Origin of the sequence: Belliella filtrata (genome assembly GCF_022549775.1) — a bacterium.
Lineage (GTDB): Bacteria > Bacteroidota > Bacteroidia > Cytophagales > Cyclobacteriaceae > Belliella > Belliella filtrata.
In genome coordinates, this window is sequence record NZ_JAKZGP010000008.1 from 35,133 (window position 1) to 49,905 (window position 14,773).

The window sequence follows — 14,773 nt, forward strand, 5'->3', positions numbered from 1 at the left end:
AGGATTCCTGTTTGTATAACATAGTCATGAAATTTTACTAAAAATGGAAGTATTGGATGTTTTTATAATTGGTGGTGGCCCTATAGGTATTGCTTGTGGCATAGCATGTGAAAAGGCTGGTCTGCATTATGTTATCGTAGAAAAAGGAGTTTTGACCAATTCGTTGTATCATTACCCTTTGAATATGACTTTTTTTTCTACCTCTGACAAATTGGAAATGGGGGGAGTTCCTTTCATGTCTGTGTCTCATAAGCCTACTCGAACGGAGGCCTTAGAGTACTACAGGCGCGTAGTTGAGAAATGGAAGTTGAAAATCAATCTTTATGAGAAAGTTGAGAAGATGCATCGTCAAGATGGGGATTTCGAAATCAAAACTTCCAAACATACTTATCATGCAAAAAACATCATCTTAGCGACAGGCTTCTATGATCTTCCAAATTTGATGAATGTCCCTGGAGAAGATCTTCCTAAAGTTCAGCATTATTATAAAGAACCATGGCCATACATTGGTCAAAAGGTGCTTGTCGTGGGTGGCGCAAACTCGGCCGTAGATGTAGCGCTTGAGACTTGGCGCAAAGGTGCAGATGTGACTATGCTTCTCAAAGGAGAGGGGATTGACCCAAATGTGAAGTATTGGGTCAAACCAGATATAGAAAACAGGATCAAAGAAGGGAGTATCAAAGCATTCACAAACTCCTTGGTAAAAGAGATTAGGGAAAATGAGGTGGTGATTGAGACGCCAGGCGGAGACGTTACCATTGAAAATGATTTTGTCTTGGCCATGACGGGTTATGTTCCAAATTTCTCCTTGCTTGATCAGCTTGGAGTGACCTTGAGTATAGATGAAAAAAGACAGCCTTGCTATGATCAAACCAATCAAGAATCAAATATCCTAGGAGTTTATTTGGCAGGAGTTGTCTGTGGAGGATTGAATACCCGAGAGTTTTTTATCGAGAATTCGATCGTTCATGCCGAGCATATTGTGTCACATATTTTGGGGAAAAGGAAAGTAGATGTACACTAGTTTTTGGTCTTGGTAAGAGCATGGATGGCATAAATCACAATGCCTGCGCCTGTCCAATATATGGTGTCTAGGATCTCTTCGATTTGTGTGCCCGAAAGTAGCCATAAAGTGGCTAGGATTCCCAAGATAGCTATTTGATTTCCATAAGGGACTTTGAAGAAACTTTTGTTTTCAGGTTCTGACTTCCGGAGCTTGATGAGACTCGCACAGACGATAGCATAGAGAAGTAGTCTAGCTATGACCGATATCGCAAGAGAATTCATAAATCCCCAAAAGGTAGCTACGAAAGCCACAAGACTTGCAAATACAAGAATAGATACCCACGGAGTGGCAAATCTTGGATGGATTTTTCTGAAAATCCCTGGAAGTTGATTTTCTTCGCTTAGTGCAAAAGGTAGTCTAGACCCACTAAGAATTTGGACATTGAGTGTACCAATGATAGAAACAACTGCACCGACAGTGATAAACATTCCACCCCACCAACCCATAAACTCACTTGCAGCCTCAGCTATTGGTTTGCTTGAATTCGCCAAATCAGGTAGTGTACCTATAGAGACAATTTGAATTAAGATGTAAAAGCCAGTAATCACCAAGGATGCAGTTATCAGGCCAAAAGGTAAGTTCTGTTTAGGATTTACAATCTCTCCACTATTCACAAGGCTTGCCTCAAATCCCCCAAATGCAAAAATTAGTAATAATGATGAAGCTGAAAATTCTGATAAGCTTGGGAGATCATTTTGCTGAAAGTTGCCTAAATCCAAAAAAAATAAGCCTACGCCAATAAATACGGCTAAAGGCAAAAGCTTGGCAACAGTCAGAAAGTTACTGACACGAGCTGTATTTTTTACACCAATCCAATTGAAATAAGTGATTAAAATGGTGATCAAAAATATCAAGCTGATTCTGATGTGTTCATTTTGGAAGCTATCTGAAAAAAATGCCAAATAGACAATCAGTAGGTTGATCAATGTCGCGTAGCTAAACAACCTAGTGAGCATGAGTAGCCAGCCAATGATGAACGCAGGGATTGGGCCGAAAGCTTGATGTACATAAAGATAGGGGCCTCCAGTACGGTCAAACCTAGAACTCACTTCCGCAAAAACAAGGATAAGAATCATCATCACCAAGGCACATACGACAAATGCCGCTATGGAGTACACACCCGAAATGCTAAAAACCTTCGCTGGAAGTGCAAATATCCCAGCTCCAATGACCGAATTGATGATCAAGAAGACTAAGTCCCATTTTTGAATACCTCTTTTGAGCGAACTTTGGCTTTTCAAATCAGCTGATGCTTTATGTTTAAAAAACAATTAGCTTATAAATCCGAAAATTTCCTAATAGAAATATTTTAACGTAAGGTTATAATTTGAAAAAAGTGTAGCCTAAAGGAAATCAACATCTACATTGAAAGGATACTTCATCAAATACTGGACTGCCTCTTCGATTTTGAGGTCTCCAAAGAGTACCTTGTAAAGATTTTCGGTGATTGGTGCACGTGTACCAGTGTTTTCCATGAAATTCTTCATCAAGCGAATGGTATTGATTCCTTCTGCTACTTCTTCCATGGTCGCTTGGATCTCTGAAAGTGATTCTCCTTTGGCAAGACGATAACCAACGGTATAGTTTCTTGAAAGGGTTGAATTACATGTAGTTACCAAGTCACCTATCCCTGCAAGCCCAATAAATGACTTGAGGCTACCTCCTAGAGCATTGCCCATATAGATCAATTCTACCATACCTCTTGAAATCAAGAGTCCTTTGGCATTTTCGCCCAGCCCAAGACCCGCCAATGCTCCAGACGCAATAGCTATGATGTTTTTAAGGACGCCACTCAGCTCAACTCCTATGATGTCAGAATTGCCATAGACTTGAAATTTTTCAGTACGGAGTAAATTTTGACCCTGGTGTATAACCTCATTGAATCTACTTGCTACCACGGTCGCAGCTGGCAATCCTACAGCAAGCTCTTTGGCTAGATTTGGTCCAGCAAGGCAACCAACCCTGATGACCACTGTTTCTTTCAAGATCACTTCTGACATGGTCAGTATATTCTCTCTGCGTATCTCCTTCATGTCAGATTGCGATTTACCTTCTGGGAGATTTAAGCAAAGCCCTTTTGTACCATGGATGATCATATGGTAAGGATATAGAAACGGTGAGAATAGCCTGGTGACATCCATGAATGCACTTGAAGGAACCATGAAGAAAATTACTTCACATGATTGACATAGAAATTCAGGGTCTTGTGTGGCTTGAATCTGATGATTTATAGGAGATCCGTCGATACTGTGCTTGGTGTTGATTTCTTCAACCAACTCGGATCTCCTGGCATAAGCTATCACATGATTTTTTTCTGATAAAAGACTCGCTATCGCTGCTCCGAAGCTGCCAAGTCCCACTACTCCTACAGATTTGGGTTTAAAAGAGTTTTTCGAGATCATAGCCGTCTAATCTGTTGTGATAATAATATAATAGATTCAAATCTTCAGTGATGATATTGCCTTTTTTATCTTTGACAAGTGGTCTCTTAGCATGATACATACCCACATTTTCTAGTCCATGAGTGATGATTTGATCGATTTCCCTTCTCAAATGCGGCGCAATATGTACTTTCCCTTTGTCCCTTAATTCAAATATCCTTTCCAATACCCTTTTACATTCAGCTTTGAAAGATGCATAAGAGATAGAGAGCTCTTCTTCAGGTAACCTCAAAAGATTGAAAAGATCCATTTTTTTATTCTCTCTCTTGATCATTTGAAAGGCTGTAAATGCGACCAAGTGAGAGCTAAATACTCTATTGATGATATGGAACTCCTGTACGATTCTATTCCCAAGCCTATTGGTGTATTCTTCTTCTCTTTGCGTGTCTACAGTGATATTTCCATTGGATATAAAATAGTCTCTGGTATCTATCGTGCGACCATTTTTATCCATGCTATTACCGTCTTGATCTACATAGTGCCCAAGTACATCCATGGCTTTTCCGACTGATACTGATATATCGGATCCTTTGGTAAAGAATTTCAATAGAAATTTTGAAATTTTTAAGGAGGTAGAAAATTCATCAGATTCTTGATAGTATCGCTCTTGACCAGTGATGCTCAAGTGCTCTTTGATAAGACTAGGAGCTTCAAGGACAAAATGATAGTTGATAGTAACAGGTACTATAAAGATTTTTCCAGAAATATCATTGATGCCTTTTTGATAGTTTGCTCTTTGCGCTTCTATAGCTGTGCTAAGAAGACCAAGCTTCAACTTAGACTCGATTTTGCCACTTCTAGATCTTGTACCGCCAGGGAAGAAAAGGCTGTGAACACCGAATTGAATAGCTTCTGAGCTATAAGTTTTTAAGGTTTCGATATAGACTAGATTTTTCTTTCTTCTATCTACCTTGTAAGCACCCAGCGCATTCATGAAATAGGCAAATATTTCAATATTGAAGAGGTTAAGACCTGCCCCATAGATGAATGGCGGTAACCCCAATACGGATATAATCCAACCGATCAAGATAGAGTCTAAATTTGAAAAATGAGTGGGTACCATGATGATTGTACCTTTGGACGCCAAATCCCTCAATTGCTTAGTCTCTCCAATGATTTGGATCTTATCTTGCAGCGTATATTGATTACTAAAAAGCCTCTTGAATCCTTTTACCCTGGCAGCATTGAGTAATCTTGCAAAGCCAGTAGTGACGATGGACCGCGTGACTTTGTAATGAGTATGTTTGAAAGTACTGGCAATTTCCTCCGCATACCTTAAGGTAATCTCATCAAGGATGTCGATATACTTCTTTTTTCGCTGTGTCTTATTAAGTGTGTTGTCAGCGCTAAGCTGCACTAAGGAGGATTTTACACCATTCCAGAAGTCGTAATCATCCTCAGGATCTACAGCCCAAGGGTTTTGCTTGATTCGCAGCTTCTCACGGTAGTGAGTGGTTTCTAATTCTTCCTTGAGAACCTCAACTTTCCCTCCCGTGAACTCAAGAATCCTGTTTTTTGCAGCTTCAGCTACAGTTTTCACGAACTCTTTTCTGCTTTTACTCAATTTCATGACAGGCCATTCATCCTTTTGCGGAAGAATAGGCTCATATTTTCTTTTGATATAGTCGTCAGTCAAGGTATTCGGTTATTTAGATAAAAATTAAAGATACAAAATTACTCAAATTTGTACATTGGACAAGGTTTTAGCTTTTTCGTCCATTTATTCAAACTCATGATAAAGTCTTTCTAAGGTACTCAGGTTTTTGACTTGGTTATTATAAGGCAATTATATTAGAAAGCTTACGCCTTCTTACAAACCATAACTTTAAAGATATGAAAAATTAAAGGTGAATTCGGAATAAAATTGACAAAATTGAAATCAATTCTGGTTAGTTGAAGTTAGCATTTGGATGTGTTTTTGTCAAAAGTATCGTCAAACTAGTGCTAATCTCTGTCTGATGAGTAATATTTGAAGTGACGGTTTTGTCTAAGATAGAATACATCGTATTATTGCATCATCTTATATCCATGAAGCCTGACCTAAAGCAAATACAAGCGCCAATTGCCACTGAAATGGTGGAATTCGAGAAGAAGTTTCGAGACTTTATGAAAAGTAAGGTCAAGCTTCTCGACCATATTACCAATTACATTGTAAAGCGCAAGGGAAAACAAATGCGTCCGATGTTTGTCTTTCTTACTGCTGGGGTATGTGGGCAAATTTCAGAATCATCTTATAGAGGTGCAGCTTTGATTGAGCTTTTGCATACAGCTACATTGGTACACGATGATGTTGTAGATGACTCCAACTACAGAAGGGGTTTTTTTTCGGTCAATGCATTGTGGAAAAACAAAATCGCAGTACTAGTAGGAGACTATTTGCTATCCAGAGGCTTGTTGCTGAGTGTAGATAATGGAGACTTTGAATTGCTCCGAATTGTCTCACATGCGGTAAGAGAAATGTCTGAAGGAGAGCTCTTACAAATAGCTAAAGCTAGGAAACTTGATATTACAGAAGAGGTATATTATCAAATCATTCGTCAAAAGACGGCCAGCCTGATAGCATCATGCTGCGAAGTAGGTGCTGCTACTTCTGGAGTAAGTCAGGATCAAGTAGAAAAAATGCGAGATTTTGGTGAGAAAATCGGTATGGCTTTCCAGATCAAAGATGATCTTTTTGATTATGGTGAAGATGAAATTGGTAAGCCACTTGGCATAGATATCAAGGAAAAAAAGATGACTTTGCCATTAATTTATGCATTGAACAATGCTTCTTGGCTCGATAAAAAGAAGATCATTTTTTTGATCAGGAATAGAAATGAAGATAAAAAAGCTGTAAATCAAGTGATCGATTTTGTGAAGAAATCAGGTGGTCTAGCATATGCAACCAAGATCATGACTTCTTACTTTGAAGATGCACTTCAAATACTCAATGATTTCCCTGAATCCGAATATAAGAAGTCCTTAGAAGGGCTGGTTCGGTATACTATTGAGCGGAAAAAGTAAGGTTTGAGGCTTTCTTTTTTTATCTGATTGTTAAGAATTGTCAAATGGGAAAAATTTTTTTTGATAATAATCATTTTTAATTTTACTTTGTATTTCAAAGTACTTTAAAGATATGGAAAATCCTGAAAAAGCATTGTCTGAAATAAGATTGATGATGGAGCGCAGTAGCCGATTTTTGTCCCTTAGTGGTATCTCAGGGATACTGGCAGGGCTTTATGCTTTGATCGGAGCAGGGCTGCTTTACTTCTGGCTTCAGGAAATTTCTCTTGAATCAGGACATTCCACACAAGGATTGATTTGGAGAGTAATGATATTGGCCATTGTTGTACTGGTGCTAGCAGTAGGCACTGCGGGGTGGATGAGTCGAAGAAGAAGTCGGAAAAATTCACTAAAATTTTGGGCACCGGCAAGCCGGAAGTTTATGCGGGCGCTTTTTTTGCCTGTGATCAGTGGAGGAGTATTTGCTTTAGCCTTGGTGCATGTAAACCAGTATAATTTGATAGCCGCTGTTACCCTGATCTTTTATGGGTTGGGTTTAGTAAGTGCATCGCATTTTACGATGAACGAAATCAAGCATTTAGGCATTGGTCAGTTGATTATAGGACTTCTGGCAGCATTTTTTCCAAGTTTCGGGCTCTTGCTTTGGGCTTTAGGTTTCGGAGTCCTTCATATTGTATATGGAGGTTTGATGTATTACAGATACGAGCGTTGAGGTGAAGAGGAAATACGACAAAGCATTCGAAAATGTTATTCGACTTCAAGTGATGTCTATTCTGATGGCTAATGAGCGATTTGATTTCAATGGTTTCAAAGAAATGATGGAGGTAAGTGATGGAAATCTTTCTACTCACTTGCGGACATTGGAAAAGCTGGAATATATTGCAGTTGAAAAATCCTTTGTGGGCAGAAAGCCTCAAACGAATTACTGGGCAACTACCAAGGGGAGACTTGCCTTTCAAGAGCATTTGAATTATCTAGAAAATTTAATCAAAGAACATAAAAGCTAAAAAAAAATTAAAAATTCACTTTGAAAATCAAAGTACTTTAATAATATGATGACAACACAAAATTTTACGCAGTTCTCTTCAAAACAGTTATTAACTGCTGCTTCTATCGGAGCCATTATTCCTTTATCATTTCTTTGCTTTATTATATTGACACGAGAGGATATGTTTGAAAAGTGGATGCTATATCCACTCATTATAATTCCAATAGGTGGTGGTTTAGGAGCCATCTTCCTTTACTGTATGACATTCGTATGGTTTACAAAGGGGGTGAAGAGGGAATTAGCTTTGCTATTTTCTGCGATGATTTATGGCCTGATGCTGTGGGGTTTTGCAGTATTAGCATTTGCGATTACAGGGCATTGGGATTAAGGTGACTCAGGTTAAGTTATATGAAAAGAGTTTTAATCAGACTTGATAGTATTCACCAAGCTATAAGATCAAATTTTTGGCATTGGTGTTTCTATTTGTTCTGCAGGCTAAGCTTGGCAATCGGTTTCCTAATAGCAGGTATGGTCAAAATCATGGGTGAGCGATTTGCAAGTGGGCTTTCTGATATCCATCCAATGGGATCCTATCTGGAAGCTTTGTTTCATACTGGCTATTATTACACCTTTATTGGTGTAGCTCAAGTGCTTGCAGCTGTAATGTTGCTAATTCCAAGGGCAGTTTTGGCAGGTGCGCTTCTATATATGAGTATCATTTTCAATATCTGGATATTGTCTCTAGCGGTGCGGTTTGAAGGGTCCCTCGTTTCTTCCACGCTTATGGTATTGGCAACATTATATTTGATTTGCTACCATTTTGATCAATTCAAATGGATTTTTTCCAAGTCAAATGAACTGAATTTGAAGCTTTCAATAATGGATAGGAAGTTCCCATTGAGATTTTTCTTTGCGAGTTTAATGGCTATTGTTTTGGTAGTATATATTTTCACTAATCTATTTGAAATCATGCCGAGAAACTCCATGGCTGATTGTGAATCTCAATTTACAGGTACAGAGAATGAAGCTGCTGGTTTTCGGTTTTGTAAATGTGTACACCTTGAAGGAAATGCATTGTCTCGATGTTTGGAACAATATGAAGAAGGGAAGTAAAAAAAATAGACACAAAGTAAATTCTAAGTTTACTCTGTGTCTATGTGGTAATAATTTAAGGGCAACTTAGTGATTGAATGTCCAAAAGTTTCCAGCTAAAATTATTTGCTTTGGTATTTCAGCATACCTAAACCAATCCTCCCGTGGACAAGGCACTTTTGAAAATCTTAATGGCGATAGAAAGCAAGATGATTCCAAAGATTCTCCTTAACACATCAAGCCCAGTTTTGCCAAGTTTTCTTTCCAGCCAAGAAGTGCTTTTGAGTACTACGTAGACGATGATCAAGTTGATGATGATACCAATACCGATGTTGATCTGATCAAATTCAGCCTTCAAAGTAAGAATGGTCGTCAAAGTGCCAGCACCTGCAATTAGAGGGAAGGCTATAGGTACGATGGACGCACCACCACTGGCGTCTGGGTCAGGCTTGAAAAGCTCTATTCCTAGAATCATTTCCGCTCCCAAAGCAAAAATGATCAATGCACCAGCGATAGCAAAATCTTCTACGCCAATTCCAAAGAGGTTCAAAATTGACTTTCCAAGAAATAAAAAAAGAATCATCAATACACCTGCTGCTAGTGTAGCCTTTTCGGATTCAATGTGACCCACTTTCTGCCGTAAGTTGATCACAATCGGGATAGAACCCAATATATCAATCACTGAAAATAAGATGAGTGTAACCGATAATACTTCTTTGAAGTCGAAGGTGCCCATTTAGTATTGTTTTAGAAATTCTATGAGTTTGTCAAATTCTACATCAGTGATCGCAGGGAAGTTCGCAATCCTAAAGCTTGTAGCTTTAAGTGGGCCGTACCCACCACCGAGTTGCATGTTTTCCTTTGTAGCACTTTGTTTGATTTCTGTGATAAAAGACTCTGAGCCAGAGATCGCTAGTACTGTTGAACTTCTAGCTGCTTCATTACTGATGAGTAGTCGAAGCTTGGAGGTCATGGCCACAGTGTATTCTAGTTTTTGCATACGCTCTCTGATTACACTGTCTACATGCTGAATCTCAGGGAGGTCTTTAAGAACCCTATTGAGCAAATAGATACCAAGTACATTGGGTGTGTAGTGTGTTTGGTAGATTTCAGCATTTTCTAACATAAAGTTGAGGCTGTTGTACCTACCTCGTTCACCTTTTGACTTTGCTTTTGCTATCGCTTTGGGAGATAGGATCAAAACCCCGAGTCCTGCTGGAAGGCCGAAGCATTTCTGGACAGAGGCATACCATATATCTGCCACAGTAAAGTCCAAGGAGATACCACCCATAGAGGAAGTAGTGTCTACGGCTATCATTTTCTCTGGGAATTTTTCTCCAATGGATCTGATGGTGTCTATGCTAACTTGAGTAGCATTCGAGGTTTCATTTTGCGTAATGCCAATAATGTCAAAATCTTGATCTATTTGAAGTGATTCTACATTTACTATATCATTGGCATCGGCCTTCAACTGTCCAGTTTTTGGATTGATGTGCTTGGCATATTCATACCATTTCTTCCCAAATGAGCCAGAGTATACATGGAAACTTGCTTGCTCCACAATTGATTGAGTGATGATTTCCCAGTTTTCAGTGGAAGAAGAAGTGAACAATAATTTATAATCCTCTGGCATGTGTAGCTTCTCTTTCATCAATGTTTCTGTCTCTTTATAAAGATTCATAAAGACAGCGCTTCGATGGCTAGCACTCATGATTCCGCTTTGAAAAGCATCTCGAAGATATCCTTCAAGGTTGTCATAGACCTTCGAAGGCCCTGGAGAAAATGTAGTGATCATAGGTTTGATTAGGTTGTGATGAAGTATTGTAAGCCAAGTTCGTATCCTTTAAGTCCCAATCCTGAAATCATACCTATACAGGATTTGGAGATGATACTTTTATGGCGAAACTCTTCTCTTTTGTAAATATTGGAGATATGGACTTCTAACGTAGGTGTGGTTACACCTGCAATAGCATCTGAGATGGCTACAGAAGTATGCGTATATCCGCCAGCATTTAGTAGGATTGCATCATAGCAGAATCCTACTTCATGGATTTTGTCAATGATTTCTCCTTCGACATTGCTTTGAAAATAAAAGAGCTGAATGGATGGGTACTTTGCCTTAAGTATTTCGAAATATTCTTCAAAAGATTGGCTTCCGTAGATTTCAGGTTCTCGCTTTCCTAATAGATTGAGGTTAGGGCCGTTTATGATGATGATTTTCAAAATGGTGTATTGGTTAGTGGTACTAAATGCGCTACAAAGTTATTCTTAATGCCATTAAATACATAAGGTTTATGGGCTAAAAATCTTTAGGTTATTTTATTTAGACGAGTATATAGTTTCATTTGGAATTTTTCTCCCAACCAATAGCCAACATATTTTCAGGGCATTCGAAGAGGGGCGATAGATATTGATTTTGTTTTAACTATTTTGGGTTGCCAATTTTAATGTCCAAAATTGTCTCACATTCTTAAAACGTGTCCGTTTTTACACTTTTTTTGACCGCGTTTTTAAGACGTGGGAGTTTTTTACCCACGTCTTATTCACCCTTTTTTAAAAGCTCATAGAGTTTCAAATTGATATAGATGACTTCCTTCCCCTTATTCTCAGAGGCAAGAACACCTAAGTCCTCCAAAGACTTCAAATAGTTGCTCGCTGTTTTTCTATTCAGGAGCAGATTTTCTACCAAAAATTCAATTTTACAATAAGGATGTACAAAAAGCTGTTCTATCAAATCTTTCGAATAAATTCTAGGTAACTTCTCCTGAACCAATTTTTGTGTTTCGTTGAACAGTAGATTGATTTTGCTGATTTGCTCAATTGTGCTTTGAGCGGTCTGCTCTATGCCTTTGAGCATATATAATATCCAACCCTCCCAATTGTTCTTAGTCCGAACTTCCTGTAATAACCGGTAGTAATCTACCTTGTTTTGGATAATAAAAGAACTCAGGTACAATACAGGTTCATTTAAAAGTCCTTTCAAAATCAAATACAAAACATTGATAATCCTACCAGTTCTACCATTTCCATCATAAAAAGGATGGATGCTTTCAAATTGATAATGCTGAATGGCTAACTTGATTAATGGAGAAACATCATCTTTATCATCATTTAGGTACTCCTCTGAATTTTTCATCAAGCTATTAATTGTATCAAAATTATCAGGAGGTGTATAAATTACCTCATTAGTCAAATTATTGATTAATGCTGTTCCTGGAAGTTTTCTTAGCCCAGCATTATTTTCTTCTAATTCTTTTTGAAGGGAAATTATTCCGTTAGTATTAAGAAATCCCTTCTCTTTGATAGAGGTTGTTCCCATAATTAGAGCTTCTCTGTATCTTAGAACCTCTTTGGTTGCATTATCAGGTTTAGCTGATTTTGCATATAAAGCTTGATAGAGTTTATCTTGAGTTGTAATCACGTTCTCAATTTCAGAACTTGCTTGTGCTTCTTTTAAAATCACAGCATTGATGAGGATGTTTGGGTTGGGTAATGTACTCGTAAGACCTTTTAATTCTGCTAATGCCACTGCAGATTTGCTTTCCTGTTTTAGGATTGTAATGGTCTCAACCAAAGAGTTCTTTGGAGGAAGATGAGGTAAATCGTTAAATGCTTTACTTGGCTTTACAGTCATTTCTTCTTATTCGCTTTAACAAATTTGGCTCTTTCCTCTGCAACTTTTAGTGCTTCTATTCCTAAATCTTCATCTTGAATTTCAAACAAAATCTTGTCACTTAGGAACAAAACTAAAAGGGCTTCTGCGTCATACTTGTATATGTCCGCTAGTTTCAGAACCACTTCTTTTGTAATTCTCCGTTCCCCACGCTCCATTTTACTCAAAATTGCAAAGTCAATATCGAGCAAGGATGCAACTTTCCGTAAAGTTAGTTCTTTATCTTTACGTATGCTTCTTAACTTTTCGCCTATTGTTTCTGTTGATACGATACATGTTGACATAATGTGTCAAAATTAGAAAAGATTTTGAATTAATTCGAATCCTTTTCAACATCGATGTAGCGTGTTGGGGAACAAATCACTGTGTTGGTTGTTTTTTGATTTTTAACTTATATATTCATTGATCAAATTAAAAATTTTCGATTTATGAGTAATCAGGACAAGCAAATGACAAGTAGAAAGCTTTTATGGTCTTCTTTGTTGATTACAATTGCTGTGGTAATTTTAAATATTTTTTTATTTCATGAAGCGACAAGTCTTTTCAGAATAGTCGCAGGAGGAATTGGGTTCTTTACAGTGTTATATGCATTTATGTGTTGGACTTATAGCCTTCCTTTTATCAAATTGAAAAAATAGCGAAGTTATTTGTCTGGATTGGGTTGCTTTTATTTTTGTAGATAAGAAATAATGGTAAGTTTTGACTTACTTTAAAGCATGTGATGTATCATTCTAATTTCCCTTAGCTGAATCTTAACTAATCCATTGAACCATATGTCAACTTGGACTTCATACCAAAAGCAATTCCAACACTACTTGAAGCTAGAAAGGTCTTTGAGCAAAAACTCAATCATTGCTTATCAGCAAGATATTTCTAAGCTTAGCGCATACATGGAACAAAGTTTTCCGTCGGTTTCTCCACTACAAGTTAGGCTGGGGCATCTGAGGAGTTTTGTCAATGATTTGGCTAGTTTAGAGATTTCTGCTTATTCACAATCAAGGATAATTTCAGGAATCAAGGCCTTCTATCGCTTTTTAATGTATGAAGACCTGATCACTGAAGACCCTGCTCAACTCCTCGAGACGCCCAAGCTCGGGAGGAAGTTACCAGATACATTGAGTTATGAGGATATCAGTACTATACTTGAAAGTATTGAGCTTGGCCAGCCTGAAGGACATAGAAATAGGGCGATGCTGGAGATACTTTATAGTTCAGGTCTGCGGGTGTCGGAGTTGGTTGATTTGAAAATAGGGAATGTATATTTTGACATAGGTTTTTTGAGAGTTACTGGAAAAGGGAACAAGGAAAGACTTGTACCTATCGGCACTGATGCGATCAAGTATTTAAAAATCTACCTGAATGAGGTTAGGAAAAATCAATCCATAGCCAAAGGTCATGAGGAGGTTGTCTTTTTGAATAGAAGAGGTAAAAAGCTCACAAGGGTGATGATTTTTTTGATCATCAAAAAACAAGTGAAAATAGCTGGAATTAGCAAAAATGTGAGTCCACACACTTTCAGGCATAGTTTTGCTACACATTTGATAGAAGGAGGTGCGGACTTGAGGGCAGTACAAGAGATGCTGGGGCATGAAAGCATTACCACTACGGAGATTTATACTCATTTGGATAGAGACTACTTGAGACAGGTACTCAATGAATTTCATCCTAGAAAATGAAGCATATTTCTAAAAATTAAATTTTACAGCAACACTTGGTTGAATCAGCTCAAAAGGCGTTCTTCTTGGGTTTAGCCTGACTTGTCCTTGATCGTTGTAAGATGCGTCTTGTTTTGTTAGGATATCCATTTCTCCAGAATTGATATAACTAACGCGAAGCTCGAGAAAAGTCTCCCGACTTTCATTCAAAGGGATCATTACACCACCACCCAATTGATACAATAGGGCCCAATCGTAGACTTCAGTACCAGAAGACAAAGGCTCACTAAGCCTGTTCTCGCGGACTCTTGATCTCGTGAATGTATGAATCCCTCCCAGTTGAGCCTCCACAAAAGGTAAGACCCCAAAGCTTGTCTCTGGCATTATTCTGATGAGTCCTGTGAGGTAAGCCGCGTTATTATTTCTACGAATTCTAAAACGCTGCTCCGTTCCATTGATGATACTATTGCTTCTTGTAAGTGCTGAACCATACCTGCTGTAGCCAAGTTCACCACCTAGGTATATGGGAGTGCTCGATAATCGAAATAGTCCCTGAATACTGACAGAAGGTACAAATAGTCCTTCCACTTCATTTTGCAATGCACCTGTGGCAATGCCTCCATTGAGATGGACACCTCCAAAGTGATTTTGAGCTTTTAGGGATGTGCCAAATAATAAAAGTAAAAAAAACGAAAAGATTAGTTCCTTCATGAGCTTGGAGATTTATTCGTTATTTTATACGAGAACTAAGAAGCTTGGTTTTTTGATCTTTAGCAGTTTTAAAAATGTCGTTTTCTAAAAGCAAAGTACATGTTGAAATGTAATTGTTTGATGAAGAATGGTATTGAGTTCATT

The 14,773-nt window shown here is 38.1% G+C and carries 16 protein-coding genes; 7 read left to right on the forward strand and 9 right to left on the reverse strand.

Features of this window, described 5'->3' with window-relative positions:
* Positions 1-43: 43 nt before the first annotated feature.
* Positions 44-1,024 (forward strand): YpdA family putative bacillithiol disulfide reductase, encoded by a 981-nt coding sequence (locus MM239_RS05070; protein ID WP_241347120.1) that lies wholly within the window; start codon positions 44-46, stop codon positions 1,022-1,024.
* Here MM239_RS05070 and MM239_RS05075 read toward each other — a convergent pair.
* The 3 genes from MM239_RS05075 to MM239_RS05085 all read right to left on the reverse strand — a co-directional run bounded on the left by MM239_RS05075 (position 1,021) and on the right by MM239_RS05085 (position 5,143).
* Positions 1,021-2,307: an APC family permease gene (locus MM239_RS05075; protein WP_241347121.1), complete on the reverse strand. Its 1,287-nt coding sequence runs from the start codon at positions 2,305-2,307 to the stop codon at positions 1,021-1,023. The genes MM239_RS05070 and MM239_RS05075 overlap by 4 nt on opposite strands.
* A 102-nt stretch (positions 2,308-2,409) precedes the next feature.
* Positions 2,410-3,468, reverse strand: a complete 1,059-nt coding sequence (locus MM239_RS05080; RefSeq protein WP_241347122.1) for an NAD(P)H-dependent glycerol-3-phosphate dehydrogenase — start codon at positions 3,466-3,468, stop codon at positions 2,410-2,412.
* A complete protein-coding gene (locus MM239_RS05085; RefSeq protein WP_241347123.1) occupies positions 3,446-5,143 on the reverse strand; it encodes a 1-acyl-sn-glycerol-3-phosphate acyltransferase in 1,698 nt (565 codons plus the stop codon). Before MM239_RS05085 ends, MM239_RS05080 begins: the two co-directional genes overlap by 23 nt.
* A 392-nt stretch (positions 5,144-5,535) precedes the next feature.
* On the opposite strand from MM239_RS05085, the gene MM239_RS05090 reads away from it, so the two are divergent.
* From MM239_RS05090 to MM239_RS05110, 5 genes are all read left to right on the forward strand, one after another.
* Complete coding sequence (locus tag MM239_RS05090; RefSeq protein ID WP_241347124.1) at positions 5,536-6,510, forward strand: polyprenyl synthetase family protein; 975 nt, start codon at positions 5,536-5,538, stop codon at positions 6,508-6,510.
* A gap of 112 nt (positions 6,511-6,622) precedes the next feature.
* On the forward strand, positions 6,623-7,222 hold the full coding sequence (locus tag MM239_RS05095; RefSeq protein WP_241347125.1) for a hypothetical protein: 600 nt from the start codon (positions 6,623-6,625) through the stop codon (positions 7,220-7,222).
* A 1-nt stretch (position 7,223) separates the two neighbouring features.
* Entirely contained in the window at positions 7,224-7,517 is a 294-nt protein-coding gene (locus tag MM239_RS05100; protein ID WP_241347126.1) for a winged helix-turn-helix domain-containing protein, read from the forward strand.
* Positions 7,518-7,562: 45 nt separating this feature from the next.
* Positions 7,563-7,886 (forward strand): hypothetical protein, encoded by a 324-nt coding sequence (locus MM239_RS05105; RefSeq protein WP_241347127.1) that lies wholly within the window; start codon positions 7,563-7,565, stop codon positions 7,884-7,886.
* Positions 7,887-7,906: 20 nt separating this feature from the next.
* A complete protein-coding gene (locus MM239_RS05110; RefSeq protein WP_241347128.1) occupies positions 7,907-8,611 on the forward strand; it encodes a DoxX family protein in 705 nt (234 codons plus the stop codon).
* A gap of 127 nt (positions 8,612-8,738) precedes the next feature.
* On the opposite strand, the gene MM239_RS05115 is transcribed toward MM239_RS05110, so the two are convergent.
* The 5 genes from MM239_RS05115 to MM239_RS05135 all read right to left on the reverse strand — a co-directional run bounded on the left by MM239_RS05115 (position 8,739) and on the right by MM239_RS05135 (position 12,547).
* Positions 8,739-9,326, reverse strand: a complete 588-nt coding sequence (locus tag MM239_RS05115; protein WP_241347129.1) for a MarC family protein — start codon at positions 9,324-9,326, stop codon at positions 8,739-8,741.
* Positions 9,327-10,382, reverse strand: a complete 1,056-nt coding sequence (locus tag MM239_RS05120; protein ID WP_241347184.1) for an aminotransferase class V-fold PLP-dependent enzyme — start codon at positions 10,380-10,382, stop codon at positions 9,327-9,329.
* 11 nt (positions 10,383-10,393) lie between these two features.
* Positions 10,394-10,813, reverse strand: coding sequence for a type II 3-dehydroquinate dehydratase (gene aroQ / locus MM239_RS05125; protein ID WP_241347130.1), 420 nt, complete (start codon positions 10,811-10,813; stop codon positions 10,394-10,396).
* A 316-nt stretch (positions 10,814-11,129) separates the two neighbouring features.
* Positions 11,130-12,224, reverse strand: coding sequence for a Fic family protein (locus MM239_RS05130; RefSeq protein WP_241347131.1), 1,095 nt, complete (start codon positions 12,222-12,224; stop codon positions 11,130-11,132).
* Positions 12,221-12,547: a helix-turn-helix domain-containing protein gene (locus tag MM239_RS05135; RefSeq protein ID WP_241347132.1), complete on the reverse strand. Its 327-nt coding sequence runs from the start codon at positions 12,545-12,547 to the stop codon at positions 12,221-12,223. Before MM239_RS05135 ends, MM239_RS05130 begins: the two co-directional genes overlap by 4 nt.
* 489 nt (positions 12,548-13,036) lie before the next feature.
* Here MM239_RS05135 and xerD point away from each other — a divergent pair, with 489 nt between their 5' ends.
* Positions 13,037-13,939: a site-specific tyrosine recombinase XerD gene (xerD, locus tag MM239_RS05140; RefSeq protein ID WP_241347133.1), complete on the forward strand. Its 903-nt coding sequence runs from the start codon at positions 13,037-13,039 to the stop codon at positions 13,937-13,939.
* A gap of 9 nt (positions 13,940-13,948) precedes the next feature.
* On the opposite strand, the gene MM239_RS05145 is transcribed toward xerD, so the two are convergent.
* Positions 13,949-14,629: a hypothetical protein gene (locus tag MM239_RS05145; protein ID WP_241347134.1), complete on the reverse strand. Its 681-nt coding sequence runs from the start codon at positions 14,627-14,629 to the stop codon at positions 13,949-13,951.
* Between the last annotated feature and the right edge of the window lie 144 nt (positions 14,630-14,773).